Annotated in this window: 26 protein-coding genes; 13 read left to right on the forward strand and 13 right to left on the reverse strand. The window is 62.5% G+C overall.

Going from position 1 to position 26630, the window contains the following annotated elements:
- Positions 1-5: 5 nt before the first annotated feature.
- Positions 6-593, reverse strand: coding sequence for a deaminase (locus tag BSY16_RS05405; RefSeq protein ID WP_069058709.1), 588 nt, complete (start codon positions 591-593; stop codon positions 6-8).
- Between the two features lie 197 nt (positions 594-790).
- Between BSY16_RS05405 and cysG the strand changes: the two genes are divergently transcribed.
- From cysG to BSY16_RS05430, 5 genes are all read left to right on the forward strand, one after another.
- On the forward strand, positions 791-2230 hold the full coding sequence (cysG, locus tag BSY16_RS05410; protein ID WP_069058710.1) for a siroheme synthase CysG: 1440 nt from the start codon (positions 791-793) through the stop codon (positions 2228-2230).
- A gap of 1 nt (position 2231) precedes the next feature.
- Entirely contained in the window at positions 2232-2549 is a 318-nt protein-coding gene (locus BSY16_RS05415) for a DUF2849 domain-containing protein (protein WP_069058711.1), read from the forward strand.
- Positions 2550-2559: 10 nt separating this feature from the next.
- On the forward strand, positions 2560-4236 hold the full coding sequence (locus BSY16_RS05420) for a nitrite/sulfite reductase (RefSeq protein WP_069058712.1): 1677 nt from the start codon (positions 2560-2562) through the stop codon (positions 4234-4236).
- Between the two features lie 11 nt (positions 4237-4247).
- The gene (locus BSY16_RS05425; protein ID WP_069061393.1) at positions 4248-4748 is read left to right on the forward strand and encodes a DUF934 domain-containing protein; all 501 of its coding nucleotides are present in this window, start codon (positions 4248-4250) and stop codon (positions 4746-4748) included.
- A gap of 203 nt (positions 4749-4951) precedes the next feature.
- Positions 4952-5764: a ferredoxin--NADP reductase gene (locus tag BSY16_RS05430; RefSeq protein WP_069058713.1), complete on the forward strand. Its 813-nt coding sequence runs from the start codon at positions 4952-4954 to the stop codon at positions 5762-5764.
- 55 nt (positions 5765-5819) lie between these two features.
- On the opposite strand, the gene BSY16_RS05435 is transcribed toward BSY16_RS05430, so the two are convergent.
- On the reverse strand, positions 5820-6473 hold the full coding sequence (locus tag BSY16_RS05435) for a GntR family transcriptional regulator (RefSeq protein ID WP_069058714.1): 654 nt from the start codon (positions 6471-6473) through the stop codon (positions 5820-5822).
- A gap of 253 nt (positions 6474-6726) precedes the next feature.
- Between BSY16_RS05435 and BSY16_RS05440 the strand changes: the two genes are divergently transcribed.
- Positions 6727-7131 carry a VOC family protein gene (locus BSY16_RS05440; RefSeq protein ID WP_069058715.1) on the forward strand — a complete coding sequence of 135 codons (405 nt, stop codon included), beginning with the start codon at positions 6727-6729 and terminating at the stop codon, positions 7129-7131.
- A 19-nt stretch (positions 7132-7150) separates the two neighbouring features.
- On the opposite strand, the gene BSY16_RS05445 is transcribed toward BSY16_RS05440, so the two are convergent.
- On the reverse strand, positions 7151-7993 hold the full coding sequence (locus tag BSY16_RS05445) for a MurR/RpiR family transcriptional regulator (protein WP_069061394.1): 843 nt from the start codon (positions 7991-7993) through the stop codon (positions 7151-7153).
- 162 nt (positions 7994-8155) lie between these two features.
- Between BSY16_RS05445 and BSY16_RS05450 the strand changes: the two genes are divergently transcribed.
- Complete coding sequence (locus BSY16_RS05450) at positions 8156-9613, forward strand: MFS transporter (RefSeq protein ID WP_069058716.1); 1458 nt, start codon at positions 8156-8158, stop codon at positions 9611-9613.
- 5 nt (positions 9614-9618) lie between these two features.
- Entirely contained in the window at positions 9619-10296 is a 678-nt protein-coding gene (locus tag BSY16_RS05455; protein ID WP_069058717.1) for an aspartate/glutamate racemase family protein, read from the forward strand.
- A gap of 56 nt (positions 10297-10352) precedes the next feature.
- On the opposite strand, the gene BSY16_RS05460 is transcribed toward BSY16_RS05455, so the two are convergent.
- The 10 genes from BSY16_RS05460 to BSY16_RS05505 form a co-directional block, all read right to left on the reverse strand.
- Positions 10353-11267, reverse strand: coding sequence for a LysR family transcriptional regulator (locus tag BSY16_RS05460; protein ID WP_069058718.1), 915 nt, complete (start codon positions 11265-11267; stop codon positions 10353-10355).
- Positions 11268-11326: 59 nt separating this feature from the next.
- Entirely contained in the window at positions 11327-12859 is a 1533-nt protein-coding gene (locus tag BSY16_RS05465; protein WP_069058719.1) for an ABC transporter ATP-binding protein, read from the reverse strand.
- A 5-nt stretch (positions 12860-12864) separates the two neighbouring features.
- Positions 12865-13797, reverse strand: coding sequence for an ABC transporter permease (locus BSY16_RS05470; RefSeq protein WP_069058720.1), 933 nt, complete (start codon positions 13795-13797; stop codon positions 12865-12867).
- A 77-nt stretch (positions 13798-13874) separates the two neighbouring features.
- Entirely contained in the window at positions 13875-14936 is a 1062-nt protein-coding gene (locus BSY16_RS05475) for an ABC transporter permease (RefSeq protein WP_286157184.1), read from the reverse strand.
- Positions 14937-15043: 107 nt separating this feature from the next.
- A complete protein-coding gene (locus BSY16_RS05480) occupies positions 15044-16021 on the reverse strand; it encodes a BMP family protein (protein WP_069058722.1) in 978 nt (325 codons plus the stop codon).
- A gap of 39 nt (positions 16022-16060) precedes the next feature.
- Positions 16061-16435 (reverse strand): BMP family lipoprotein, encoded by a 375-nt coding sequence (locus tag BSY16_RS05485; protein WP_069058723.1) that lies wholly within the window; start codon positions 16433-16435, stop codon positions 16061-16063.
- Positions 16432-16614 carry a hypothetical protein gene (locus BSY16_RS05490; RefSeq protein WP_069058724.1) on the reverse strand — a complete coding sequence of 61 codons (183 nt, stop codon included), beginning with the start codon at positions 16612-16614 and terminating at the stop codon, positions 16432-16434. Before BSY16_RS05490 ends, BSY16_RS05485 begins: the two co-directional genes overlap by 4 nt.
- 50 nt (positions 16615-16664) lie before the next feature.
- Positions 16665-17960, reverse strand: a complete 1296-nt coding sequence (locus BSY16_RS05495) for an amidohydrolase family protein (RefSeq protein ID WP_083242833.1) — start codon at positions 17958-17960, stop codon at positions 16665-16667.
- Positions 17961-18180: 220 nt separating this feature from the next.
- Complete coding sequence (locus BSY16_RS05500) at positions 18181-18981, reverse strand: aldolase (protein ID WP_069058725.1); 801 nt, start codon at positions 18979-18981, stop codon at positions 18181-18183.
- A 176-nt stretch (positions 18982-19157) separates the two neighbouring features.
- Complete coding sequence (locus BSY16_RS05505; RefSeq protein ID WP_069058726.1) at positions 19158-20054, reverse strand: LysR family transcriptional regulator; 897 nt, start codon at positions 20052-20054, stop codon at positions 19158-19160.
- A gap of 162 nt (positions 20055-20216) precedes the next feature.
- Here BSY16_RS05505 and BSY16_RS05510 point away from each other — a divergent pair, with 162 nt between their 5' ends.
- The 5 genes from BSY16_RS05510 to BSY16_RS05530 all read left to right on the forward strand — a co-directional run bounded on the left by BSY16_RS05510 (position 20217) and on the right by BSY16_RS05530 (position 26446).
- Complete coding sequence (locus BSY16_RS05510; protein ID WP_069058727.1) at positions 20217-21608, forward strand: nucleobase:cation symporter-2 family protein; 1392 nt, start codon at positions 20217-20219, stop codon at positions 21606-21608.
- A 62-nt stretch (positions 21609-21670) separates the two neighbouring features.
- Positions 21671-22534, forward strand: a complete 864-nt coding sequence (locus BSY16_RS05515) for an FAD binding domain-containing protein (protein ID WP_069058728.1) — start codon at positions 21671-21673, stop codon at positions 22532-22534.
- Positions 22531-23013, forward strand: a complete 483-nt coding sequence (locus BSY16_RS05520) for a (2Fe-2S)-binding protein (RefSeq protein WP_069058729.1) — start codon at positions 22531-22533, stop codon at positions 23011-23013. Before BSY16_RS05515 ends, BSY16_RS05520 begins: the two co-directional genes overlap by 4 nt.
- Positions 23010-25316 carry a xanthine dehydrogenase family protein molybdopterin-binding subunit gene (locus tag BSY16_RS05525; protein ID WP_069058730.1) on the forward strand — a complete coding sequence of 769 codons (2307 nt, stop codon included), beginning with the start codon at positions 23010-23012 and terminating at the stop codon, positions 25314-25316. The genes BSY16_RS05520 and BSY16_RS05525 overlap by 4 nt, the downstream gene beginning before the upstream one ends.
- Positions 25313-26446 carry a CobW family GTP-binding protein gene (locus tag BSY16_RS05530; RefSeq protein WP_069058731.1) on the forward strand — a complete coding sequence of 378 codons (1134 nt, stop codon included), beginning with the start codon at positions 25313-25315 and terminating at the stop codon, positions 26444-26446. The genes BSY16_RS05525 and BSY16_RS05530 overlap by 4 nt, the downstream gene beginning before the upstream one ends.
- Positions 26447-26630 lie beyond the last annotated feature (184 nt).

Raw genomic sequence — 26630 nt, forward strand, 5'->3', positions numbered from 1 at the left:
GCGTCTCAGTTGAGCGGAATGCTGTTGTCAGCCTTGCCGGACTGGTAGGTCTCGGACAGGGCGTCATAGGCGGCGCGGATTTCGGCATCCTGCTTTCGGAGGTCTGCTTTCGCAGTCTCGTCGGCGGTGGCAATGAGGTCGGAAATGGCGGCGGAATGCCAGAAGGCGTTGGTCTTCGCGTAGCCGCTCGGATCGAGCCGGAAGACTTCCTTCAGGATGCGCAGGTCGTGCGGGATGGCAAAGCTGTCGCGCGAATCTTCATGGCTGAAGAAATAGTAGAAATTGTCGAAGCCGGCCCAGGTGATGGCGGAAAGGCACATGGAGCAGGGCTCGTGCGTCGAGAGGAAGAGGTAGTCCTTGGTGTCCGGCTTCTCCACGCGCTCGTAAAGGCGTTTCAGCGTGTGAATTTCGCCGTGCCAGAGCGGGTTTTCAGTCTCGTTGTTGGTTTCGGCCAGAACGATCGAGAGGTCGGCCTTGCGGAGAATGGCCGCGCCAAAAATCTTGTTGCCGGCCGCGACGCCGTCGCGTGTCAGCGGCAGGATGTCGAACTCCATGACGTCGAGCAGACGTTTTGCGAGGGCGGCCTGGTCCATGATGGGATCCCCGATTGGCGTATGGTGGCATCCTTAGCGGGCGCCCGGGCGGACGGGCAAGGGGGCCCGGTGACTTATGCTCAAAATGCCGGACCTCAGAGCAAAACAATACGCCCCTCCTTGGGCATTGGAATTTCTGTTTCTTTTGTTTGTGGCCATTTTTCGCGATAGTGCGCACACTTCAACCGGACCAGACCATGACTGAATCGCAGCAGAAGCTTTCGACATTCCCGGCGTTCTTCCGTACCACCGGCAGAACGGTCGTTGTCGTGGGCGAAGGCGACGAGGCTTTTGCCAAGGCCCGCCTGCTGTTCAACACGGATGCCCGGATCGTCATTCTGGCGGAAGAGCCTGAAGCAGATTTTGCACGGTTCATCGCCGACAAGGGCCTCGTGCTCGCTCGTGCGCCCTTCTCGAAGCAGACGATCGTGGATGCGACGCTCGTCTTCGCGGCGACGGGCGATGCGGCGGCCGACCGCGCCATCTCCGCGGCTGCCCGCGAGCTGCGCATCCCCGTCAATGCCGTCGACCAGCCGGATCATTGCGATTTCTTCACGCCCGCCCTCGTCAACCGCGCACCGGTCGCCGTCGCCATCGGCACGGAGGGCGCCGGCCCGGTGCTGGCGCAGATGATCCGCGCGCAGGTCGACCAGATCCTGTCGCCGTCGCTTGGCCGTCTTGCAAGCCTGGCCAATGGTTATCGGCAGGCCGTTGATAACATTCTGCCGCGCGGCGTGACGCGCCGCGTCTTCTGGCGGCGTTTCTTCCAGGGCGCCGTTGCCGATGCCGTCAACAATGGCGATATCGAGCTGGCACGCCGCTCCGCCACGGCACTTTTGAACTCGCAGGGCAAGGCCGCAGGTCATGTCTGGCTCGTTGGCGCCGGCCCGGGTGCCGAAGACCTGCTGACGCTGCGCGCCCAGCGCGTGATGATGGAAGCCGATGTGATCGTCTTTGACGCACTCGTGCCGCAGGCGATCGTCGACATGGGGCGTCGCGACGCCGAGCGCCTGTCTGTCGGCAAGCGCAAGGGCTGTCACTCCAAGTCACAGGAAGAGATCAACGACCTGCTTGTCGAGCTTGGCAAGGCTGGAAAACGTGTCGTTCGCCTGAAATCCGGCGATCCGCTCGTCTACGGTCGTGCCGGTGAGGAAATGGCAGCGCTGCGCCAGGCGGGCGTGACCTATGAGGTCGTGCCCGGCATCACCTCCGCTTTTGCGGCGGCCGCCGATTTCGAACTGCCGCTGACACTGCGCGGCGTTGCCTCATCGCTCGTCTTCACGACGGGCCACGATCTCACGGGCGCTGTCCTGCCGGATTGGGCACGGCTTGCGATTTCCGGCGCGACCGTTGCCGTCTATATGGGGCGCACCGTGGCCGCCTCCGTCGCCGCGCGGCTGATGGATGCCGGCCTGCCGGCGGAAACGACGGTCGCCGTCGTGGAGAATGCCAGCCGCCGCGACAAGCGGCTGCTGCACGGCACGCTCAAGGACCTTCCGGGCCTGGAGCATCGCGACGAACTGTCCGGCCCGGTCATGGTGATCATCGGCGAGGCCGTTGCCGGCGCCAACTTCGAACATTCCACGCCGCTTGCCCTGCGCGAGACGGTTCGTGATACAGTAGCATTGGGAGCATGACATGACCGACAAGGTTCTGACAGCCAATCGCCTTTCCGACGGTATCTCCGTCTGGCTGGATGCCGCCGGCACCTGGAACGAGCACCTTCAGTCCGCCTTCGTGGCGCGCCACAAGGAGGCCGTCGATGCGCTGGAAGCGACCGGCAAGCAGGCCTATGCCGACAACAAGGTGGTTGACGTCAACGTTGTCGATGTCGAAGAAGTGGATGGTGTGCTTCGGCCGCTGCGCATGCGTGAACGCATCCGCGCCGAAGGCCCTTCGATTGTTTACGCCGCCGGTTATGCCGGCTTGACTGCGACGGTCAATTCGGCCGCCTGAGGACTTTTCCATGTATCGCTACGACGAATTCGACCACGCCTTTGTCTCCGACCGCGTTGAGCAGTTCCGCGATCAGGTCGGTCGCCGGCTGTCCGGCGAACTGGCGGAGGATGCCTTCAAGCCGCTGCGCCTGATGAACGGCGTCTATCTGCAGCTGCATGCCTACATGCTGCGCGTCGCCATTCCCTATGGCACGCTGAACGCGCGCCAGATGCGCATGCTGGCCTATATCGCGCGCAAATATGACCGCGGCTATGGCCATTTCACCACGCGCCAGAACATCCAGTACAACTGGCCGAAGCTGAACGAGCTGCCGGACGCACTCGCCGATCTCGCGACAGTCGAGATGCATGCGCTCCAGACCTCGGGCAATTGCATTCGCAACGTGACGGCCGACCATTTCGCGGGGGCAGCCGCCGATGAGGTCGCCGATCCGCGGCCCTATGCGGAAATCCTGCGCCAGTGGTCGTCCGTGCATCCGGAATTCTCCTTCCTGCCGCGCAAGTTCAAGATCGCCGTCACCGGGGCCGAGCGCGACCGCGCGGCGATCCAGGTGCATGACATCGGCCTGCACCTGAAGAAGAACGAAAAGGGCGAGATCGGCTTTGCCGTCTATGTCGGCGGCGGGCAGGGCCGCACGCCGATGATCGCCAAGAAGATCCGCGACTTCCTGCCGGAAGAAGACCTGTTGTCCTACACGACCGCCGTCATGCGCGTGTACAATCTCCATGGCCGTCGCGACAACAAGTACAAGGCGCGCATCAAGATCCTCGTGCACGAGACGGGCGCCGAGGAATTGGCACGGCAGGTGGAAGTGGAGTTCGCTGAACTCAGGGATACCGAACTGAAGCTGCCGGAAAAGGACGTGGCCGCCATCTCCGCCTATTTCGCGCCGCCGGAACTGGCGCCCCGCGCCGAGGGCTGGGCGAGCCTGGCGCAGTGGAAGAAGGCGGATACGGATCTTGCCCGCTGGGTGCAGAACAACGTGCAGCCGCACAAGCATCCCGACTACGGCATGGTGACGATTTCGCTGAAGCCGATCGGCGGCATTCCGGGCGACGCTACCGACGTGCAGATGGAGGCGGTTGCCGACATCGCGGAAGAATATGCCTTCGACGAAATCCGCGTCAGCCATGAGCAGAACCTGATCCTGCCGCATGTGGCGTTGGCCGATCTTGAACCGATCTACCGTGGCCTCGTCGCCGCCGGTCTCGCGACCGCCAATGCCGGCCTCATCACGGATATCATTGCCTGTCCCGGGCTGGACTATTGCGCGCTGGCGAATGCCCGCTCGATCCCGGTTTCGCAGGAAATTTCGAACCGCTTCGGCTCACCGGAACGTCAGGCCGAAATCGGCGAGCTGAAGATCAAGATTTCGGGCTGCATCAATGCCTGCGGCCATCACCATGTCGGCCATATCGGCCTGCTTGGCGTGGAGAAAAAAGGCGAAGAGCTCTACCAGATCACGCTCGGCGGTTCCGGTGACGAGAACACGTCTATCGGCGAGATCATCGGCCGTGGCTTCGAGCCGGAAAAGGTGACGGATGCCATCGAGGTCATCGTCGATACCTATCTGGGTCTTCGTCTCGATCCCTCCGAAATCTTCCTCGCCGCCTACCGTCGCGTCGGACCGCAGCCCTTCAAGGATGCGCTCTACGGTGATAAGGCAGCGGCTGCGGCAGCTTGAGGGGAGCGATGATGACGAAAATCTGGAACGAAGCCGGCTTCGTGACCGACGATCCCTGGATCATCGAGACGGAAGAGACCAAGGCCGGCTCGAACGAAAAGGTCATTCTCGGCCTCGAGGACTTCCTGGTGAAGGCAGCAGAGACCGAGGAAACGGAACTCGGCGTGCTGATCAATCCGGCGGACGACGTGCGCAAGCTGGAAGGTCATCTCGACCGGCTGGCGCTCGTGGCTGTCGCTTTCCCGGCCTTCAACGATGGTCGCGCCTTTAGCCATGCGTCGCTGCTGCGCGCACGCCTCGGTTTCTCGCGTGAGGTTCGGGCGGTTGGCGACGTGCTGATCGACCAGATCCCGCTGATGCTGCGCTGTGGCATCGACAGCTTTGCCGTGACCAACGCGACCGCGCTGAAGCGGCTTGCGGAAAACCGGCTGCCGGGCATCGACAACCACTACCAGCCGACGGCCCGCCCCTCGGAAGATGTCGGTTCCTACAGCTGGCGTCGTCGGGCCTGAATTTTCAGGTCCGATTGCCGGTTGGGCCGGTGAAAGGCCGCAATCGCGTATTAGGCTTGCGCGAGATCAAAGCCGGGCAGCGCGAAAGAGAGAACTATTGCGCGGCCAATCAGCGCATTGGAACGGGATACCTTCCTTTGTCGCTCAACATGTAATATCTGCCTATCGTCAAGATTTTAGACGCAGCCAGGATCGATCCCGAAATGAACGCACCTGCCAAGACCGAAGATTTCGTGCCCGCCATTCCCGCCGGTGTTTTTGCCGAGACGGTGACGAGCGTGCAGCATTATACGGATCGCCTGTTCAGCTTCCGCATGACGCGCCCGGAAAGCTTCCGTTTCCGCTCCGGCGAATTCGCCATGATCGGCCTGATGGTCGGTGAAAAGCCGGTCTACCGCGCGTACTCGATCGCAAGCCCGTCCTGGGACGAGGAACTCGAATTCTTCTCGATCAAGGTGCCGGACGGCCCGCTGACGTCGCATCTCCAGCAGATCCAGCCGGGTGATACCGTGCTGATGCGCAAGAAGCCGACCGGCACGCTCGTCCTCGATGCGCTGACGCCCGGGAAGCGCTTGTACATGTTCTCGACCGGCACCGGCATTGCGCCTTTCGCAAGCCTGATGCGTGATCCGGAAACCTATGAAAAGTTCGACGAAGTCATCCTCACGCACACCTGCCGCGAGGTCGCCGAACTGAAATACGGTTTCGACCTCGTCGAGGAAATCCGCAACCACGAATTCCTGGCCGAAGTGGTCGGCAACAAGCTGCGCCACTATGCGACGGTGACCCGCGAGGACTATTCACTCAAGGGCCGCATCACCGATCTTATCCGCGATGGCAAGATGTTCGCCGATCTCGGCGTGCCGCATTTCGACCCGGCGGTCGATCGTGGCATGATCTGCGGTTCTTCCGCGATGCTGAAGGAAACCAAGGCGCTGCTGGAAGAGTCGGGCCTCGTCGAAGGCTCCAACAACAAGCCCGGCGAATTCGTCATCGAACGCGCCTTCGTCGATTAGTCGACGGGCAGGATGAAAAGCGGGGCGGCCTTCGGGGCGCCCTTTTCGTTTGTCCTCAGGCGGAGAGATAGCCGATCAGAGCGGTCATCGCCGTTTCGGCAGCGAGCCTGTCGCCGTTGCGGATGGCGCGAATGACTTTCACATGCCGATCGACCGAGCCATCCATGTGCCGGTTGTCCGCGCGGGTAAACCAGAGACGGCGTGAATGGGTTTGCAGGGGGGCGAGCGCCGCCGTCAGATAGCGGTTGGGGCAGGCTTCCTCCATGATCTCGTCGAAGGTTTTGTCTGCTGCCAGAAAGCCCTCCAGATCGGAGTGGATCGAGCACGCCGTCATGGCCTGCGCGCAGGCGACGAGCTGCTCCCGGTGATGGTCTTCGGCATGCTCGGCAACCAGGGCGGCGGCGAGGGGTTCTAGCTGCCGGCGCGTCGTCATGACATTGGCATGGTCGTCCGGCCGGATTGCCGTAATCTGCAAGCCGGCGCGCGGACGCACCGCGATCAATCCCTGCCATTCGAGCTTCTGGATCGCCTCGCGCACCGGCGTGCGCCCATGACCGGCAAGCTCGATGAGCTGGCGCTCGGTCACCAGCGAGCCCGGCTTCAGTTTGAGCGTGACGATCAGCCCTTCGAGGGCGAGATAGGCGAGGTGGGCTTGCGACGCCGCGTTATCCACGTTCTGGTGCTCCGCTGATATATCACATACTGGCATGTCGCAATTCGACTGGCAAGTCGACTGATATATCAGGGACAGTTCGGAAAGGGGGGTGTGCTAATTCCGTAATGTCGTTCTACTCGATCTTTCGCTTTGAAAGTCGATGCCGCAGCCATTCTCTCGACAATAGCATTCACGTTGACGGCGGCAGATACCGGGCCTTATGCAGGATGACGGGCGTTGTGCGGACAGCCCGAGAATGGGCAGCCACCCAGCCAACCAGCCCCCAGTCGTCATGAGGAAACGTTTCATGAATCAGAGCCTCGCCCATATCGCCCTCATCGTCCGCGACTATGACGAAGCCATCGACTTCTACGTGAACACGCTGGGCTTCGAACTGGTCGACGACAGTTACCAGGCGGAGCAGGACAAGCGATGGGTTGTGGTGCGACCGAGGGGAACGGGTACGTGCTCGATCCTGCTTGCCCGCGCGTCGTCGCCCGACCAGGAGCGCTATGTCGGCGACCAGGCGGGTGGGCGGGTTTTTCTCTTCCTGCGCACCGACGATTTCTGGCGCGACTATCATGCTCTTGTCGAAAAGGGTGTGGCCTTCGAGCGGGAACCGAAGACCGCTGAATACGGGATCGTCGCGGTGTTCAAGGACCTCTACGGCAATCTCTGGGATCTCATCGAGTTCACCGACGGCCGGCCCTGATGCGGATGTGAGGGAACGGCTATAGTTCCTCCAGCGTGTCGCCGAAGCGCTCGATGCCGCGCAGGCGCGTGCGACCGGCAGCGCCGGCGCGTTCGATGGCGCGCGTTGCGATCAGGTGACAGATGGCCATGACCGAGACATGGTTGAAGAGTGGGCCCGGCGCCAGTGTCTGGCAACGGAAATGCCATGTCGCCGTCGCGCGGTGCGCGACCCCTTCGTCCGTCAGATAGAGGAGCTTGGCGCCGCTTTTCTCGATGGCGGATAGGATGGTCTCCATCTGTGCCACGCGCCGGCGCAGGCCGAAGACGATCGCGACATCCTTGTCGGTGACGCTGACGAGGTGTTCGCCAAGCGTTTGCCCGGCGCCCGGAATGGCGACGATGTTTTCCACCACCTGCGTCATCTGCCATTGCAGATAATCGGCGAAGGCGTGGCTGCTGCGAAAACCCAGGACCCAGGTCTTGCGCGCATTGAGGATCGCATCGGCGACCGCGTCCACCTGCGTATCGGTGATCGTCGCGAAGGTGCCCTCCAGATTGGCGATGCCCTGGGCGACATGGGCAGCCACCGACTGGGCCGCCGCGGCATCGGTGGAGGCGGCGAGGAACAGGCGCGAGCCCGTCTGTTTTTCCTCGCGCGCATGGCGGCGCGCTTCCTCGTAGCTTTCATAGCCGAGCCGGCGGACGAAGCGGGTAACCGTGGCGTTCGAGACCTGGGCGAGCTTGGCAAGTTCGGACGCGGAATAGCTCGCAAGCTCTCCTGGAAAGTCGCAGACGAAGTCACCGAGTCGCCGCTCGGCGGGATGCAGTTCGTTGAGCGCGTCGCGCACGCGAAACAGGAACGAACGATCCGTGGAACTCATCTCATTCATCGCCTTCTTTCATTAAATCAAGGTTGTAACGGACTGGCAGGACTTCGCAAGCGTGTGTGGCGAAACTGTCATCAAGTTTGTTGAAAAATTGATTTCATTAATGTATTGTATGAAAATCAATTTTCTTATTGATGCCAGAAGGAGGAGGAGACTATGGCAGCAGAAGGTATGGTGCAGTCCGGCAAATCATCGCCGGCAATCCGTCAATTGGAGGGGGCGCTCACCCGCATCGGGGTCACCGGTGCGCATAAGCAGATCATCGTGCTGGTGCTGATCGGGTGCCTGTTCGACAGTTTCGAGCAGAATACGATCGGCGTGTCCGGGCCGCTCCTGAAGGAGCATTGGGGTCTGACCGGCACGGATATCGGCTTCCTAAATACGATCACGTTCGGCAGTGCGGCCATCGGGCGCCTGCTTTCGGGCATCCTCGGCGATCGCTACGGCCGCCGCGTCATGCTGACCTTCAATCTCTTGCTGTTTTCGCTCGGCTCGGCAGCCTGCGCGCTGGCACCGGACTTCATGTTCCTCTGCATCGCCCGGGCAATCGTCGGCTTTGGCGTCGGCGGGGAAATCTCGACAGCCGTCACCATGCTCTCGGAATTCTGCTCGCCGAAATTCCGAGGAACGGCGGCCGGCCTCGTCAATGTGGGCGCGGGCGGTTTTGGCAACTTCCTGGCACCCGTCTACGGACTGATGATCTTCAGCATCTTCCCGGGTGAGGATAGCTGGCGCTGGCTGTTTGCCTCGCTTGCACTGCCGGCCCTGCTGGTCGTGTTCTACCGCCGCTACGTGCCGGAAACGCCACGGTTCCTTGCATCTCAAGGGCGCATCGACGAGGCGAACAAGGTGCTCTCGGTGCTGGAATCCGGATCACTCCGGCCGAACAACCTCGTGGTGAAGGAATATCTGACGAAGGACAAGGAGAGCGAAGCGCCAGCCGCCAAGGGTGCCTGGCAGGAGCTTTTCCGCGCGCCGTTCCTTGGCCGTATCATTCCGGTATCGATCGCCATCCTCATGAGCTATGGCGCACAGCTTTCCGTGCTCACGCTGATGCCGATCATCTTCATCGAGATGGGCTACACGCTGCAGGGCAGCCTGCTCTACAGCATGATCATCCAGAGCGGCAGCGTTCTCGGCGCCATTGCGGCCTCGATGTTCGGCTACTACTTCCCGCGCAAACGGGTGCTGACGACCGGTGCAATCTGCGCCTGCCTTGCCGCACTCGCCATCATGTATCTCGGCACCACCATCTACCTGGTGCTGTTCTTCGGCGCGCTCTTCCAATTCTTCGTGCTTCTGCTGAACACCTCGATCTGGATCTATGCGCCGGAACTCTTCCCGACCCGCATCCGCGCCTTCGGCGTCGCCTTCATCCTGGCGACGGGTTCGGCTGCCGGTTCCTTCGTGCCGACCATTTCGGGCGCCCTCTTCGATAGCTACGGCATGGGCGGCGTCTTCGGTCTCGCGGCTGCCATGTATGCGGTCTTCGCCGTCTGCATCCGCCTCGGGCCGGAAACCTACGGCATGTCGATGGAAGACCTCACGCAGCGTGCGGATGTCATCGGCAAGAGCGACGACATCGCAGTCGAACCCCTCAAGGCAGGAGCATAAGCGTAATGACCCCGCACATACTGTTGATCAATCCCAACAGTTCCGAGACCACCAGCGACATGATGCAGGCCATCGCGCTGAGGTCCGCAGCCGAGAGGCTGGACGTGAAGGCCGTGACGGCCAGCCGCAGCCCGGCCATGATCGTCACGCCCCAGCAGTTGACAGCCTCGGCCGCGCAGGTGGTCGAGTTGGGCACCGCGCACGGTCGGGATTGTGCGGGGATCATCGTCAGCGCCTTCGGCGATCCCGGCCTTGCCGAGCTTCGCCGCAAGGTCACTGTTCCCGTGGTCGGCATCTGCGAGGCCTCGATGATCGAGGCCTCGCAGGGCGGCAAGAAGTTCGGCGTCGCAACCTCGACGCCGGATCTCATCGAAGCCATCGACCAGCGCGCCCATGACCTCGGCCTTGCCCATCTCTATACGGGCGTGCGCTGTACGCAGGGCGATCCGATCGCACTTGCATCCAATACCGGCCTTCTGACTGGAGCGCTGGCGGGCGCGGTGCGCGCCTGTATCGAGCTGGACGGTGCGGAAGCCGTGATCATCGGCGGCGGCCCGCTCGGCCAGGCCGCCGATCAGCTGCGGCAGATTTTCGATACACCTGTGATCGGGCCGATCCCTTCGGCTGTGGAGCGGGTCATCAACCTGATAGGACAGGACACGAGCGTGCCGCAGACGGTGTAGCGCAACCCGGACCTTCGAAAACAAAGGGCAGGGCGCTCCGTGAAAACGAGGCGCCCTCAACTGCGAATGGCGGGTCCCGTCTTCTCGGCAGCCCAGGCAACGAACACAGCCTTCAAATGTTCGGCGGCGGGCGAGAGGCTATGATGACGCCGTTGCAGCACGGAGACGTCGCGCATAACATGCGGCTCGATGAGATCGACCGTCATCACCCGCACGGCTGAGGCGAGCTGGCTTGAATTTTCCGGCAAGACGGCGACCCCCATGCCGGCGGCAATCATGCTGATCGCGGTGGTCGAGAAGCGCACCTCGTATTTCGGCCGGTAGCTCGGCACGACACGGATGAGATTGTGCTCGACGATGTTGCGCAGCGGATTGGACGCGGCAAGCGTGATGAGGGTTTCGTCCTTCAACTCGGCCCAGCGCACGGATTTTCGCTTGGCGAAGCGGTGATCCTCCCGGCAGACGAGCATCAGCTTGTCGCGCAGCAGCGGCGTAGCGGCAATCTCGGGATCGTCTTCCGAAAGCGTGCCGATCGCGATGTCGACCTCGTTGCGCTTGAGGGCGGGCGTGATCTGCTCCTCCGGCATGTCGCGGATGTTGACGGTGATCTCCGGATACATGCGCAGGAACCGCGCGAGGATCGGCGGAACGACGGTGGCGGCGAGCACGATTGCGGCTGCGATCGTCACCTGGCCGCGTTTCAACGAGGCATTGTCGCGCACGTCACCGACGGCCAGCTCCAGGTCCTTCAGGATCTTTCGCGCCTGCGGCAGGAATTCCTGGCCGACGAGGGTGAGCGAGACCATCCGGGTGTGCCGGTCGAAGAGGCGCACGCCGATCTCCGTTTCCAGGTCGCGGACGAGGATGCTGACTGCCGACTGGGTGAGGTGGAGGTGCCGGGCGGCGAGATTGAACTGGCCAAGCTCGGCCACCGCGATGAAGGCCCTGAGTTGCCGCAGGGTTATGTTCATGGGCGTACTGCCCTCCTGTTTATGCGACCGCCATCAAACCCTGCCGCAGCCATCCCTGTCTAGCCCGCAAGCGCCGGTTGTTCCGTTTTGCCCGCCATCAGCAAACCGAGTTCCTCGAGACGGGTGCGGTCCGGCGGCAGCTCGCCGAGGATTTCGCCGTGGAACATCACGAGGATGCGGTCGCAGATTGCGAAGAGTTCTTCCAGCTCCGTGGAGATGAGCAGGATGGCGCGCCCGTTGTCGCGCTGCTTCAGCATCTCCTCCATGACGAACTCCATTGCGCCGATATCGATGCCGCGGGCGAGCTGATTGACGAGGATGAAATCCGGATTACGGGCGAGTTCCCGCGCGACGACCAGCTTCTGCTGGTTGCCGCCGGAAAGGTCGCCGATACGCTGGTCCTCGTTGCGGGATTTGACGCGGAAACGCTTGATGAGATCGCGGGTGTGTTCGCCGATCACGTTGCGGTTCAGCATGCCGCGCGCGGCAAAGGGCGGCTGGTCGTAGCGCTGGAGGATGGTGTTCTCGCTGAGCGACAGCGACATGACGATACCGTGTTTGTGCCGGTCTTCCGGGATGTGGGAAAAGCCGCAGGCATTGATGCGGGCGGGATCGAGGCCCGTGATGTCCTTGCCGTTGAGCACGACGCGGCCGGAATCGACCGGTAGCAGGCCGGACAGTGCTAGCGACAGTTCGGTCTGGCCATTGCCGGAAACGCCGGCGATGCCGACGATCTCGCCGGCGCGCACGTGAAGGCTCACACCCCGCACCGCCGGAAGCCCGGCCTCGCTGCGACAGGTGAGATTTTCGACTGACAGCACGAGCGGGCCGGGAGCGGCGGGGTTGCGAGGCAGTTCCATGCCGACGTCGCGGCCCACCATCATGCGCGCAAGTCCGCGCGCATCCGTATCGGCAACATTGACGGTGTTGACCACACGCCCGTCGCGCATGACGCTGATGCGGTCGCTGACGCGCATCACCTCGTCCAGCTTGTGGGAGATGAAGACGACGGTCTTCCCATCCTTGACGAGGTCGCGCATCAGGGCGAGCAGGCGGTCTGTTTCCTGGGGGGTGAGCACGGCGGTCGGCTCGTCGAGGATCAAGAGGTCGATGCCGTGGAACAGGGTTTTCAGGATTTCCACGCGCTGCTGTTCGCCGACGGAAAGATCCTCAATGAGCGCATCCGGGCGCACGTCGAGCGCATAGCGGTCGCTGAGTTCGCGGATTTTTCCGTGCACCTTGTCCATGTCGTTGATGACGCGCAGCCCCGAACCCTGTCCGAGGATGTAGTTTTCCGCGACCGTGAGGTTCGGCACGAGCATGAAATGCTGGTGCACCATGCCGATATGCTGGCGGATCGCCTCGCGCGGGCTGTTGAAGCGCACGGTCTCGCCCTTGTAGACGATCTCGCCCTCGTCGGGCCGCACCATGCCGCAGATCATGCTCATCAGCACGCTCTTGCCGGCGCCGTTCTCACCGAGCAGTGAATGGATCTCGCCCTCTTGGATTTCCAGGGATACGCCGTCGCTGGCGATGATCGGGCCGAAGCGCTTGCGGATATTGTCGATGCGCAGGAAGGGTTTTTTGGACATATCCGTTACCTCATCTCGTAGGGCTGGCCGAGCTTGCTCGGTGCTGCACCCTTGCCGCGGACCACGACGAGCGTGATGATCGTCATGATGTAGGGAAGCGCCTGCAGAACCTGGTAGGGCACGACGATGGATGCCTGGGCCTGAAGCATGAGCTGCAAGGCATAGAACAGGCCGAAGAGCAGCGAGACGAAGAAGGCGCCGATCGGCGACCACCTTGCGAACACGACCACGGCCAGCACGATGAAGCCGCGACCGGAGGTGATGCCTTCGACGAACTGGTTGGAATGGCCGAGTGTCAGGAACGCGCCGCCGAGCCCCGCAAGCCCCGTGCCGACCAGGACTGCGCCGTAGCGGTAGGCCGCGACATTGCGGCCGGCGACATCGACGGCTTTCGGATGTTCGCCGACGGCGCGCAGCGTCAGGCCGAACGAGGTGCGGTAGAGAATGAGGGTGGCGAGGACGGCGACGAGGATCGTCGAATAGACGATAAGGTTCTGCTGGAAAAAAGCCTCGCCGAGAAAGGGCAGGTCACTGAGCCAGGGAATACGGACTGGCTGGGCGATCTCGATGCCTTTGCCGGTCGAGACATAGTAGGTGCGGAAGAGGAAGGCCGTGAGGCCCATGCCGAGCAGGTTGAGTGCTGCGCCAACCACGATCTGGTCCGCCTTGATGGTGATCGTGAAGAAGGCGAAGATGAGGCCGAACAGCATACCACCCGCGACCCCGGTGAGAAGACCGAGAAGAACGCTGCCGGTGGCAAAGGCCGCCGCGAAGCCGCAGAAGGCGCCGACAAGCATGGTGCCTTCCAGGCCGATATTGAGCACGCCCGCCCGCTCGGAAAAGACCTCACCGATCGAGGCGAAGATGAGGGGTGTCGCAAGCCTCCAGGCGGCGCCGGCGAGCGTCGCGAGGAAGGTGAGGAACATCATGTCGTCCATTAAGAAAACCCTTCAGGAGTGTCGCCTAAGTTTTTGTTTTCACGCAAGGTAAATTCCTTGCGGGAGTTTCCATTCTTTCAGGCCACGATCCTTATGATGTCGCGCAACTTGGCAAAGGCGACGACAGACAGGATGACGATTCCCTGGATGACCAGCACGAGGACCTGAGGCACCTGCGAGGAGATCTGGAGGACTTCCGAGCCGGAGCGGAGCGTCGCAAACAGCCCGCCCGAGAGGATTGCTGCCAGCGGATTGTTGCTGGCCAGCAGCGCCACGGCGATGCCCTCGAAGCCGTAGCCGGGCGAAATGTTCTGGTAGAGCCGATGCGTGACACCGGCGACCTCGAAGGCGCCTGCAAGGCCAGCCATCGCGCCGCTGATACAGATGGCGATCATGATGTTGCGGCCGACATTCATGCCGGCATAGCGCGCCGCATGCGGGTTGAGGCCGACGACGCGCAGGGCAAATCCGCGGCTGCTTCTTTGCAGGAAGATGTAGAGCGCGACCGCCAGCACCACGGCGACGAGAATGCCGATATGGAGACGCATGTCGGAGACGATGCGCGGCGTCCAGGCCTCGCGCACAAGGCGGGCGGACTGCGGATAGGCAGCACTGGCATCTTTCATTGGCCCGGTGACGAGGTAGCTCGTCAGGATGATGGCGATGTAGTTGAGCATGATCGTCGTGACGATTTCGCTCGCCTGGAAGCGCACCTTGAGATAACCGGCAATCCCGGCCCAGGCCGCACCCGCGACGGCGCCGGCCAGCATGACGAGTGGCGCATGTACCCAGACAGAAAGGCCATCGATGCTGGTGCCGACCAGCGTTGCGGCGATCGCCCCGACATAGAGCTGGCCCTCCGCGCCGATGTTCCAGATGCTGCATCGGAAGGCGACGCAGAGCCCCGCGCCGATCAGGATGAGCGGGGTTGCCTTCAGCAGGATTTCGCCGACCGAGCGCATGTCCTGGAACGACCCGAAAATCATCACCGTGACGACGTCGCTTCCATTGAAGCCGTTGAGCCAGAGCAGGACGGCGCCGCAGGCAAGGGCGACGAGGACTGCGGCGAGGGGTGTCACGAGGCTGATCGCGGCCTGCGAGAGCGTGCGGTAGAGGGCGTTGACGGTCTGAGGATACACGTTCTCACGCACTCCCTGGTTTATCTGTGCCATGGATTGGTCCGGATGTTGGTGTGGCGCGCAAGGATGCGCTGCGGCCGGATGGTCGGCCGCAGCGCGGGGTCCGGTTACTCGCCGGTCTTGATTTCGCCAGCCACGATCTTGTCGCTGATCGCCTTCACTTCGGCGCGGATGTCTTCCGGCACGGAGACCGGGCCGTCATCGCGGAAGGTGAAGGACATGACCTTCGGGTCCTTGAGGCCGAAGATGACGTTTTCCGTCGGCGGGCTGCCATCCTTGATCGAGCGCACCACTTCCACCACGCCCTGTGCATAGTCGGCGACATAAAGGCCGAGAATGTTGTTGGGCGCGACCGGGGTGAAGTCGCTGAAGATCGAGAAGGAGCGCACGTCCGGACCGGATTCGGAGATTGCCTGATAGCCGCCGACCGTGGCGCCCGAGGCGTTCGGCACGACGAAGTCGGCACCCTGGGCGATCATGCTGAGCGCCGCTTCCTTGGCCGCCGTCGTATCGGTGAAGTTGCCGATATAGGCTTCGCTGATCGGGAAGTCCGGGTTGATGCTCTTCGCGCCATTCTTGAAACCGGCAAAGGCCTGCTGGATCGGCGGAATTTCCATGCCGCCGACGAGGCCGGCCTTGCGGCCCATCTTCGCGGCGATGACGCCCATCAGATAGAAGGGCTGGCTGGTATCGGTGTTGAGGCCGATGACATTGCCTTCATGAATGCTGCTCGACGAGATCAGGAAGTAGGTGTCCGGATAGTCGAGGGCGACCTCAAGCGCGGCATCCTGGAATTCAAAGCCATGGCCGAGGATGACCTTGTAACCCTGGCTGGCATAGTCGCGAAACGCCTTTTCGAACGAAGCGGGGTTCTGTTGCAGTTCGACATAGCTGATCTTGGCGCCGAGCTGGTCTTCCACGCCCTTCAGCGCGTTGTAACCAATGCGGTTCCAGCCTTCTTCCGAAACGCTGCCGGGCACGAGAAGGCCCATTTTCAGGTCTTCGGCATAGGCCATTGCCGGCGTGGACATGGCGATGGACAATGCGGCCACGCCTTCCAGGAATGTTCTTCTTGAAAGTTTCATTGATCTTCCTCCCATTTGATAAGTTCCCATAAACCGCGCTTATTTCGCGCGTGTCTGGATCTCGCCCGCAACGATCTTCGCGCTCACCTCCTCCAGGTGTTTGCGCAGGTCCTGCGGTATCGATCTGGCGGCTTCGTCGTTGAAGGTGAACTTGATGACGTCCTTATCCTTCAGGCCGAAGTCGACATTGCTTTGCGGCACGGTGCCGTCCCGAATGTCCGAGACGATGCGCACGATGCCTTGACCGTAATCGGCGATGAACGTGCCGAGGATGTTCTTGGGGGCGACCTCCGTGTAGTCGCTGTAGACGCTGAACGTGCCGGATTGCGCGCCCGATTCCTGCGTGGCCTGGATGACGCCCAGTCCCGCAGCGTTCGCATTGGGAACGACGAAGTCGGCGCCCTGCGACATCATGCTAACGGCGGCTTCCTTGGCAGCGCTGGCGTCGGTGATTCTTCCGCGACGCTGCCGGGCACAAGCAAGCCCATCTTGAAGTCGCCGGCATGGGCCGGCTCCTGCCAGATCAAGCCGGCGAGGGCGAATGCGAAGGTGGATGCAAGCAGCGAACGACGTGAAACTGAAGTCTTCTTCATTCTGTTCCTCCCATTAGATTGCGTATCAATCCCCCCGGAGTGGTCGTTCTCTATGCATCCTCCTGCGAGCGGATATTTTCTGTGGCGCTGTGCGAGACCAGCCGCCCCTTCGAGAAGACGAAGGCACGGTCCGGCCCACCGGCCACCAATGTGTCGGTGTCGATGCAGTCGGTGACGATGAAGTCGGCGCGCGCACCGGCCTTGAAGCCATAGTCCTTGCCAAGGCCCATCAGGCGGGCCGGCGCGGTAGTGATCATGCGGTGGGCGGCGGCAAGTTCGTCGCCGCGCAGATGTCCGGCCAGCAATGTCCAGCGGGCGATTTCCAACATGTCGCCGGAGCCGGTCGGCACGAACGGGTCCTGGATATTGTCGGAGGCGGTGGCGATAGTGACGCCGGCCCGGTACAATTCGGCGACACGGGTCAGGCCGCGCGGCGGCAGCATCTCGGCGTCGCGGCCCTGCAGGTAGAGGTTTGCCGCCGGCAGCGTCACGACGCCGACATCGAGGGCGAGCATGCGCTCGGCGATGCGTTGGAAATCCGCGCGGGGCAGGGCGCTCAGCACGGAGACGTGGCTGAACACGGTGCGACCCTGCATGCCGAAGCGCTCGACCCGTTCGAGGGCGGCGTCCAGCAGGTGGACGTCGGCCTTGAGGTGCTCGTCGAGATGCAGGTCGACCGGCTTTGCGGCCTTCACGGCGGCGGAGAACAGCATGTCGAGGTAGCGCGGCGGATCCTCCGAGACGGCGGGCGTGCCGCCCACGGCATCGGCCAGCGCCACCGCGCCGTCGATATTCTTCGCCAGCCAGTCGAAGTCCTGGCCGGGATGCGGCGTCATGAAGGCAACGAGCTGGAGGATGATGCGGTCTCTTTCGGCATTACGGACACCGGCCAGCGTCTCGATGCCGTGGAAGCCGGCATCCTTGTCGACGTTGATGTGGCTTCGGATGGCCGTCGTGCCGCGTGACAGACATCGCTCGACGGTGTGCGTGGCACGCTTGAGAATGTCATCGGGGCCGGCGGTGCGGGCATATTTGGCGAAGGCTTCGCGGGCCCCCTGCAGCGTGCCGGAGGGGTTGGGCGTGAAGCGCAGCACGCCCGTCTTGTCGAGGTGCTGGTGCGCATCGAGGAAGCCGGACGAAACCAGCATGCCGGTGATGTCCACGCAGGCGCCGCAGCTTCCAGTGTCGAGGTAGGGCTCGACGGCGACGATGCGCCCATCTGCTCCAACGATGATGTCGCTGAGCGATTGCGAACCATCGTCGTGAATGACGGTTCCGCCCGTGAGCGCAAAGGACTGGCCAGATGCCAGATTTGCAAGCGACGGAGTTTGAGTATCACGTACCATTCGTCCCCACCTTCTTGTTATGGCAGAAAACAAAGCACGGGCGATTAGTTAAAACAAATTCATTATTTCAATTATTTAATGAAAAAACAGTAACAATCGCAGGTGCTAAGGTTTCTCGCAATCGCGAAATTTCCTCTGGAAAGACAAGCGCAATCAAGGGATTGGAAATTCTCCGGAGCAGCGCCGATGGCACGGCCGGCGGCGCCATCTCCTCGAAAATTCAATGCCGATATTGCGGTTCTTCCGCGTCGAGTTGCCGGCGGATGGCGCTGAGATGGGCGCTCGCGGAGGCGGCGTCGCCCTCGCGCATCTGCCTGTAGGCGGCTTCCGCGATCGCCGGATCGACTGGGGATACCGTGCGTCCCGTCGACATGGCGAGAACCTGCACCTCGGCCGCCCGCTCGAGATAGTAGAGATCGTCCCACGCCTCGGCGATGGTTGGCGCCAGAACGAGCACGCCGTGGTGCTTCAGGAAGACGATGTCCGCATCGCCGGCTGCCGCGGCAATGCGCGCACCTTCGCGGTGATCGAGCGCCAGGCCATTGTAATTCTCGTCCACCGCGGTGCGGCCGTAGAATTTGAGCGCCGTCTGTCCGGCCCAGATCAGCGGCGGACCGTCCGTCATGGAGAGAGCGGTGGCGTAGGGCATGTGCGTGTGGAAGGCCACCCTGGCGCGCGGCAGGCGCCGGTGGATTTCGGCGTGGATGTAGAAGGCGGTCGCCTCTGGTGCGCCGTCACCGTCGATGACGGTGCCGTCGAAATCACAGATTAGAAGTTTGGAAGCCGTCAGCTCGCGGAAGGCATGGCCATAGGGATTGACGATGAAGAGATCGTCGTGCCCCGGCACGACCGCCGAAAAATGGTTGCAGATGCCTTCTTCGAACCCGTTGCGCGCCGCCATGCGGAAACAGGCGGCAAGGTCTTCCCTCGCGGCACGGATGGCGTCGGAGGAAAGGTCGGGACGATTGGGCTGCGTGGGGGCATCGGAAGGGGCGGCGTTGCCCTTGAGGGAGTGAGCCATGGGTGCTCCTGGTCTGGCGTGGGAGCGGCGGCTGGCCGGAGCACCTATCGGCGCCAGCCTCCGCGCGCAGCAAAAGCCAATGGCCGCTGCGCCCTGCCTGCCCGTGCCTCGCGCGGTCCAGCAGCGCCATCAGGATAACGCGTGAATTTTCGTGCGGTCAATCGTGCGACGGTCGGCTAATGCACCGACTTCAGCAGGAAATCGCGAAACCGCCGCGCGGCGGGAGACAGCGAGCGTGTCCGCTTCTGGATCAGGCTGACCTCGCGCTTGATATGCGGCTCGGTGGGTGTGCGCACGATGAGCCCCATCGAGGTCGCCAGCCGCGTGACTGCCGAGGTCATGATCGCAACGCCGAGGCCACCCTCGACCATGCCGATGATCGTCAGCGGCAGCGCAACCTCCTGCATCGCCTTGTCGAGCGGCAGCACGATGCCGTTGCGCACCAGTTCGCTTTCCAGCCGGTCGCGTATGGGGTTGCCGCGTTGCGGGCCGATCAGTTTGCAGTCGGCAAGATCGGTCCAGCGAAGCTCCGACAGCTTTACTAGCGGGTCTTCGGGGTGGAGGACCACCAGGAATTCGTCCGTGGTGAGGCGCGTGCCCATAAGCTCGGTGTCGTCATCCGGCACCGTACCGATGCCGACATCCACCGAGCCGTTGGCGACCTGCTCCAGCACGGCCTTTTCCGCCACATCATGCAGCGCGACCTCGATTTCCGGGTACAGCTTGGTGAAGCCGAAGACGAGCTGCGGCAGCATCAGGGCCGCCTGAACCGTGCCGGCCGCAACGGAGACCTTGCCGCGCCGGAGTGCATTCAGCTCCCGCGAGCTTTCCACCATGCCCTCGATGTCCGAGACGGCGCGCGCGGCGATCGGCAGGATGTCCATGCCCGCCTGCGTGAGGCGCAGCAGTCGCGTGTGCCGGTCGAAGAGGCGCAGATTGAGGTTCGTTTCCAACTGCCGCACCAGCGTGCTGACGGCCGATTGCGACGAGCCGAGCTTGTCGGCGGCCAGTGTGAACTGTCCGAGATTGGCCACCGTGACGAAGGCCCGAAGTTGCTTAAGCGTGATGTCCATGGCCGCCAATTCATTCAATTGTTGGATGAATAAATATAATTATGCCGATTGTTTACTGATTTGGCCAGCCGCATGATCCGCATTGTACGGCGTGCGGTGACAAAACCACGAGGCCAAGAAGCCCGCACCGCGCCGGAACGCTATTCGCTGGGAGGAAAGCGAATGACCAAACCTGTAACGACGGATCCCGTCGAAAAAATGTATCCGGTCCCGAGCCTCGTGGCTCTGGGCCTGCAACACGTTCTCGTCATGTATGCCGGCGCGGTCGCCGTGCCACTTATTATCGGCAGCGCGCTTCACCTGCCGAAAGAACAGATCGCCATGCTGGTCAGTGCGGACCTGTTCTGTTGTGGCATCGTCACTATCATCCAGGCGCTCGGCATCGGTAATGTCGGCATTCGCCTGCCGATTATGATGGGCATCGCCTTCACGGCCGTCCCCTCGATCATCGCGACCGGCACCAACCCGGAACTTGGAATGCCCGGCGTCATCGGCGCTGTCATAGGCTCCGGCATCTTTACGCTTCTCGCCGCGCCGTATTTCGGCCGATGGGTGCGGTTCTTCCCACCGATCGTCACAGGCACGGTCATGCTGATCATCGGCCTCTCGCTGATGCGTGTCGGCGTGAACTGGGCGGCCGGCGGGCAGCCGATGATTAGGGGGCCGGAAGGCATGATCCCCAACCCGGCCTATGGTGCGCCCTTCGCGCTCGCCGTGGCCTCGATCGTGCTCGTCTCGATCCTGCTTTTGACGCGGTTCCTGAAGGGCTTCCTGGCCAATCTCGCCGTGTTGCTCGGCATCTGTATCGGCTTCGCCATCGCGGTTGTGGCCGGCAAGGTGAGCTTCAGCGGCGTGGGGGATGCCAATTGGGTGCAGATCATCCACCCGCTCGCCTTCGGCTGGCCGATCTTCGAGTTCTGGTCGATCTTCTCGCTCTGTGCCGTCATGACGGTGATGATGGTCGAGTCGACCGGGCAGATCCTTGCTGTCGGCGACATGGCGGGCCGCAAGATTTCCCAGGCGGACCTCGCTCGCGGCCTTCGTACCGACGGCGTCGGCAACATCATCGGCGGCATCCTCAACACCTTCACCTACACCACTTATGCGCAGAATGTCGGCCTGCTGCAGATCACCGGCGTCATGAGCCGCTGGGTGGTGGCAACGGGTGGCGTCATCCTGATCCTGCTTGGCTTGCTGCCGAAGGTCGCCTTCATCAGCGCATCCATCCCGAGCTATGTGGTGGGTGGCGCAGCGATTGTGATGTTCGGCATGGTCTCGGCCACCGGCGTCAAGATCCTCGCCAAGGTGGATTTCACCAACAACCGGCGCAATCTCTACATCGTGGCCGTCAGCGTCGGCCTCGCCATGGTGCCGGTCGTCGCGGACAGGATCTTCGACCAGCTGCCCGAGGCAATGGAGAAGTTCCTGCACAGCGGCGTGCTCGTCGGCACCTTTGCCGCAGCGCTCCTCAATATCCTCTTCAACGGCATCCCCGCGAAAGAGACCGAGGAGACGAACCTCAAGAACGGTGCACCGGCGGCCGATCCGGCCTGACGCGCAACCGACAATAGTCCGGCGGCGCTGAGCCGCCGGAGCCCCGAACCAAGGGAAATCCCATGAGACGCTTTGAATACCATCGGGCGGAAACGCTGGAGCATGCCTCGCGCCTTCTTGTCGAGCTTGGCGACGACAGCTTCCTGTTTGCCGGCGGAACGGACCTGTTGGTCGAAATCCGGGAGCGGCTGCGCCGCGTGCGCAATGTCATCGACATCAAGCCGATCCCCGGCCTTTCCGATATTACCTATGACGAAGCGCGCGGCCTGACATTTGGCGCGCTGGTGACTGTGGGAAGGCTCGAGCGCCTGCCACTGGTGTGCCAGCGCTATCCGAACCTGCGCGCGGCCTTCGCGTCGCTCGGCTCCATCCAGGTGCGCAACCGCGCCACGGTTGTCGGCAACATCTGTCGTGCCTCGCCGTCGGCGGACACGATCCCGCCGCTGATCGCCGATGGCGCCTTCGTGCACATCTACAGCCGCACCAACATGCGGGTGGTGCCGCTTGCCGAATTCTTCACCGGACCTGGCAAGAGCGTGCTCGCCAAGGGCGAGATCGTCACCGGCATCACCGTGCCGCCGGCGCTGGACAACAGCGGCAAGGCCTATCTGAAACATGGACGCCGCAAGGCAATGGAACTGTCCACCGTCGGCGTCGCCGTCAGCCTCACCATGGAGGACGGCCTCTGCAACGACATCCGCATCGCACTCGGCGCGGTTGGCGCGACCGTGCTGCGGGCCCCGGAGGCAGAAGCCATGCTGCGCGGCACGGCGCTCGATGCGGCGACGATCAAGAATGCCGCGAACAAGGCGATGGAAGAGTGCACGCCGATCAGCAACGTGCGCGCCAGCGCCGATTATCGTCGCGACATGGTGGGCGTGCTGACTGGTCGCGCCATCAAACAGGCACTGGAGGCTTTTGCATGAAACGGATCGTCGAACTCACCATTAATGGCGAGGCGCGCGACATGGCGGTGGAGACCTGCTGCTCGCTGCTCGACGCGCTGCGCGACGATGTCGGCCTTACCGGCACCAAGAAGGGGTGCGACGTCGGCGATTGCGGGGCCTGCACCGTGCTGGTCGATGGCGAGCCGGTCAATGCCTGCCTGATGCTCGCCGTCGAGGCTGAAGGCCGCTCGGTCGAGACCGTCGAGGGGCTCCAGCCCAGCGTCGATACGCTGCATCCGTTGCAGGATGCCTTCATGCAGCACGGTGCCTCGCAATGCGGCTTCTGCACGCCGGGCATCCTGATGATGGCCAAGAAGCTGCTTGCCGACAATCCGCGCCCGACCGATGAAGACATTCGCTTCGGCCTCAGCGGCAACATCTGCCGCTGCACCGGCTACACCAAGATTTTCGACGCGATCAAATCCGCCGCGCGTGAGATGGAGGCTGCAAGATCATGAACATCAACACCCCTATCGAAGAGCGCGAATTCAAGATCGTCGGCAAGAGCGTGCGCCGCGACGACGTGCTGGAAAAGGTGACGGGCGAGGCCGAATATACCGGTGACGTCAAGCTTGCCGGCATGCTGTACGGCAAGACCAAGCGCGCGACCGTCGCCCATGCGCGTATCAAGAGCATCGATGTCAGCAAGGCGCTCGCCTATCCGGGCGTCAAGGCGGTGCTGACGCACGAAAATGTGCCGCGCGTGCTGCATTACGGCTCGCCGCATCCGCGCTCGGCTTCCTGCACCAAGGACCAGTATATCCTTGACGACAAGGTGCGATTCTGGGGAGAGGGCGTCGCCGTCGTTGCTGCCATCAGCGAGGAGATCGCCGACGAGGCGCTCGACCTGATCGACGTCGAATACGAAGCCTTGCCGGCCGTCTTCGAGCCGGAAGACGCGGCTCAGCCGGGTGCCCCGCTGATCCACGAAGTCGGGCCGGGCGGCAACCTGGTGCTCGATCCGGTACGCGTCAATCGCGGGAACGTCGAGGCCGGTTTTGCCGAGGCGGATTTCGTGCTTGAAGGCACGTTTTCCGGCGGTCGTCCGCATCCTGCCTATATGGAGCCGAATGTCTGTATCGCGGACTGGGACGGCTCGAACAAGCTGACCTTCTGGACCTCCACACAGTCCTCCTTCATGGTGCGCGGCATCCTTGCCGAAGTGCTCGGCCTGCCGCTCACCAAGGTGCGCGTGCTCGTCGACCATATGGGCGGCGGCTTCGGTGCCAAGCAGGACTGTTTCCAGCACGAATTCCTGTGTGCGCTGCTTGCGAAAGAGACGCGTCGTCCGGTGAAGATGGAATTCACCCGTCACGAGACCTTCATTGCGGGCCGTGCGCGCCACCCCTGCAAGATCTGGCTGAAGCAAGGCTTCAAGAACGACGGCACCCTCGTCGCCCGTGACATGAAGCTGGTCTACGATTCGGGCGCCTACGGCTCGCACGGCCCGGGCGTGACGATCGTCGGCACCACCGCCGCCACCTCGCTCTATCGCTGCGAGAACGTGCGGCTGGAAGGGCGCTGCGTCTACACCAATACGCCGATCAACGGTGCTTTCCGCGGCTATGGCGTGGTGCAGAGCTATTATGCGCTCGACATCCAGATGGACGAGGCGGCCGAACGGCTGGGCATGGACCCGGCGGAGCTGAAGCTGAAGAACGTCGTGCGGGAAGGCGACATCGCGCCGTCAGGTCATCCGATCCTCGGCCACGGGCTGGAAATCTGCCTTCAGCACGGCATCGACGTGCTCGACTGGAAGAAGCTGCGCAACCGCGACCGCACGCCGGATCCCAAGCAGCCGCACATCCGCACCGGCTGGGGCGTCGGTTGTGAAATGCACGGTTCTTCCGCCTATCCCGGCATCAAGGAACAGGGCAACGCCACCGTGAAGGTCAATGAGGACGGCACGGTGACGCTGCTGACGGGGGCGGCCGGCCTCGGCACCGGCGCGCACACTGCGCTGGCACAGATCGTTGCCGAAGAACTCGGCGTGCGCTTCGAGGATGTCGGCACGATCCATGGCGATACGGACGTGGTGCCATGGGATATCGGCGCCTTTGCCAGCCACACGACCTATCTCGTCGGCACCGCCGCCAAGATGGCTGCCACCAAGGTGCGTACGTCCGTTCTCGAACGGGCTGCAATGAAGGTTCAGGTTAAGGCCGACGAACTTGACCTTTCCGAGGGAAAAATCTTCGTCAAGGCTGAGCCTGGTCGCTTCATGACTGTCGCCGAGGCGATGGGTCCTTCGCGTGGCATTCCCGCCGCCAACATCGTCGCGAACGGTACCTACGAGCCGACGAAATCCTATTCCTTCGCCGCGCATTTTACCGAGGTGCATGTCGATACGGAAACCGGCATCGTCGAGGTCAAGCGCGTCATACCGGTGCACGATATCGGCCGGGTCATCCACCCGATCGCGGCGCAGGGCCAGATCGAGGGCGGCATCCAGCAGGGTATCGGTCACACGCTGACCGAGGACTACGTCATCGACAAGAAGACCGGCCGGTCGCTCAATGCCGGCCTCGTCGACTACAAGATGCCGCTCTCCATGGACATGCCGGACATCGAGACGATCATCCTCGAAGCTGCACCCGATCCGGGCGGCCCCTGGGGCGCCAAGGGTGTCGGCGAGGACCCGATCATCGCCATCGGCCCGGCCATCGCCAACGCCATCCACGACGCCATCGGCGTCCGTTTCCACCACTATCCGATCACTCCGGAAGACATCCTGAAAGCACTGAGGGAGAAGGGCGCATGAACATGCATATCGAACCGGCCAACAAGAAGCTCCCGATCACGATCCTCACCGGCTTCCTGGGATCGGGAAAGACGACGCTGCTCAACTACATCCTCACCGAACGGCACGGCCACCGCATCGCGGTGATCGAGAACGAGTTCGGCGAAGTGGATGTCGACAGCGACCTGGTGCTCGCCTCCGACGAGGAAATCTTCCAGATGCAGAACGGCTGCATCTGCTGCTTCGTCGACGTGCGCAACGACCTCATCGACGTGATGAAAAAGCTGCTCAGCCACAAGGACAAGTTCGACCACATCATCGTCGAGACGTCGGGCCTGGCTGACCCAACCCCCGTCGCCACCGCCTTTTTCGTCGACCGCAGCGTCGCTGACGAGGTCGATCTTGACGCTATCGTCACGCTTGTCGACGCCATGCATATCGACCAGCACCTCTACGATCCGGTGCTCGACGGCAGCGACAACCAGGCGGTCAACCAGATCGTCGCGGCCGACCGCATTCTCGTCAACAAGATCGACCTCGCGTCAGAAGAAGCCCTCGGCTCGCTCGAAACGTCGCTGCGCAAGCTCAACCAGACGGCGCCGATCCTGCGTTCCACCTATGGCAAGGTGGATCTGTCCAACATCCTCGGCGTCAACGGCTTCCGGCCGTCCTATGTGCGCGAGCGGGCAGAAATCCTGGATATCGACATGGATAATGACCACGACACGCATGGCCATCATCACCATGAATGCCACGACGCGGCCTGTGACCACCCGGACCATGACCATGCGCACCATCACGATCATGACCACGGCCACCCGCCCACATCCGCCCTGCGCCCGCACAGCCACGATGCGACGGTAAAATCCCACTCCTTCGTCTATCCGCATTCCTTCGACGGCGACAAGCTTGCCACCTTCCTGAAGGACTATCTCGGCGAGCGCGGCGACGACATCTTCCGCACCAAGGGGATCGTCTCTGTGGCCAATGACGAGCGCTTCTTCGTGCTCCAGGCGGTGCACAAGCTGGTCGATTTTCGCCCGGACCACGCCTGGGGCGAGGACACGCGGAAGTCGAAGTTCGTCTTCATCGGCCGCAATCTCGACCGTGACGGCATAGACCGGAACTTGCGCGCATGCCTTGCGGCCTAGCGGGGCTTCTCCCCTCGTAGATCGCTTGCTCAAGTCCCTGTCTGAACCGCCCGCGCACCCTCCAGCGCGCGGGCGGGCTTTTCTGTTTTCATAAATAATCATTTAAAAATAATAGCTTAGATTGATTTTTTAATTGACATAAAGCCTGCCGCGTGGTTTTTTCGACGTCGAGTAGAAGCACCGA

Origin of the sequence: Sinorhizobium sp. RAC02, from assembly GCF_001713395.1 — a bacterium.
Taxonomy (GTDB): domain Bacteria; phylum Pseudomonadota; class Alphaproteobacteria; order Rhizobiales; family Rhizobiaceae; genus Shinella.

Coding starts and splice junctions, on each gene's coding strand:
- BSY16_RS05405 (WP_069058709.1), bottom strand. CDS start 593: ATGGACCAGGCCGCCCTCGCAAAACGTCTGCTCGACGTCATGGAGTTC.
- cysG (WP_069058710.1), top strand. CDS start 791: ATGACTGAATCGCAGCAGAAGCTTTCGACATTCCCGGCGTTCTTCCGT.
- BSY16_RS05415 (WP_069058711.1), top strand. CDS start 2,232: ATGACCGACAAGGTTCTGACAGCCAATCGCCTTTCCGACGGTATCTCC.
- BSY16_RS05420 (WP_069058712.1), top strand. CDS start 2,560: ATGTATCGCTACGACGAATTCGACCACGCCTTTGTCTCCGACCGCGTT.
- BSY16_RS05425 (WP_069061393.1), top strand. CDS start 4,248: ATGACGAAAATCTGGAACGAAGCCGGCTTCGTGACCGACGATCCCTGG.
- BSY16_RS05430 (WP_069058713.1), top strand. CDS start 4,952: ATGAACGCACCTGCCAAGACCGAAGATTTCGTGCCCGCCATTCCCGCC.
- BSY16_RS05435 (WP_069058714.1), bottom strand. CDS start 6,473: ATGCCAGTATGTGATATATCAGCGGAGCACCAGAACGTGGATAACGCG.
- BSY16_RS05440 (WP_069058715.1), top strand. CDS start 6,727: ATGAATCAGAGCCTCGCCCATATCGCCCTCATCGTCCGCGACTATGAC.
- BSY16_RS05445 (WP_069061394.1), bottom strand. CDS start 7,993: ATGAGTTCCACGGATCGTTCGTTCCTGTTTCGCGTGCGCGACGCGCTC.
- BSY16_RS05450 (WP_069058716.1), top strand. CDS start 8,156: ATGGCAGCAGAAGGTATGGTGCAGTCCGGCAAATCATCGCCGGCAATC.
- BSY16_RS05455 (WP_069058717.1), top strand. CDS start 9,619: ATGACCCCGCACATACTGTTGATCAATCCCAACAGTTCCGAGACCACC.
- BSY16_RS05460 (WP_069058718.1), bottom strand. CDS start 11,267: ATGAACATAACCCTGCGGCAACTCAGGGCCTTCATCGCGGTGGCCGAG.
- BSY16_RS05465 (WP_069058719.1), bottom strand. CDS start 12,859: ATGTCCAAAAAACCCTTCCTGCGCATCGACAATATCCGCAAGCGCTTC.
- BSY16_RS05470 (WP_069058720.1), bottom strand. CDS start 13,797: ATGGACGACATGATGTTCCTCACCTTCCTCGCGACGCTCGCCGGCGCC.
- BSY16_RS05480 (WP_069058722.1), bottom strand. CDS start 16,021: ATGAAACTTTCAAGAAGAACATTCCTGGAAGGCGTGGCCGCATTGTCC.
- BSY16_RS05485 (WP_069058723.1), bottom strand. CDS start 16,435: ATGATGTCGCAGGGCGCCGACTTCGTCGTTCCCAATGCGAACGCTGCG.
- BSY16_RS05490 (WP_069058724.1), bottom strand. CDS start 16,614: ATGAAGAAGACTTCAGTTTCACGTCGTTCGCTGCTTGCATCCACCTTC.
- BSY16_RS05495 (WP_083242833.1), bottom strand. CDS start 17,960: ATGGTACGTGATACTCAAACTCCGTCGCTTGCAAATCTGGCATCTGGC.
- BSY16_RS05500 (WP_069058725.1), bottom strand. CDS start 18,981: ATGGCTCACTCCCTCAAGGGCAACGCCGCCCCTTCCGATGCCCCCACG.
- BSY16_RS05505 (WP_069058726.1), bottom strand. CDS start 20,054: ATGGACATCACGCTTAAGCAACTTCGGGCCTTCGTCACGGTGGCCAAT.
- BSY16_RS05510 (WP_069058727.1), top strand. CDS start 20,217: ATGACCAAACCTGTAACGACGGATCCCGTCGAAAAAATGTATCCGGTC.
- BSY16_RS05515 (WP_069058728.1), top strand. CDS start 21,671: ATGAGACGCTTTGAATACCATCGGGCGGAAACGCTGGAGCATGCCTCG.
- BSY16_RS05520 (WP_069058729.1), top strand. CDS start 22,531: ATGAAACGGATCGTCGAACTCACCATTAATGGCGAGGCGCGCGACATG.
- BSY16_RS05525 (WP_069058730.1), top strand. CDS start 23,010: ATGAACATCAACACCCCTATCGAAGAGCGCGAATTCAAGATCGTCGGC.
- BSY16_RS05530 (WP_069058731.1), top strand. CDS start 25,313: ATGAACATGCATATCGAACCGGCCAACAAGAAGCTCCCGATCACGATC.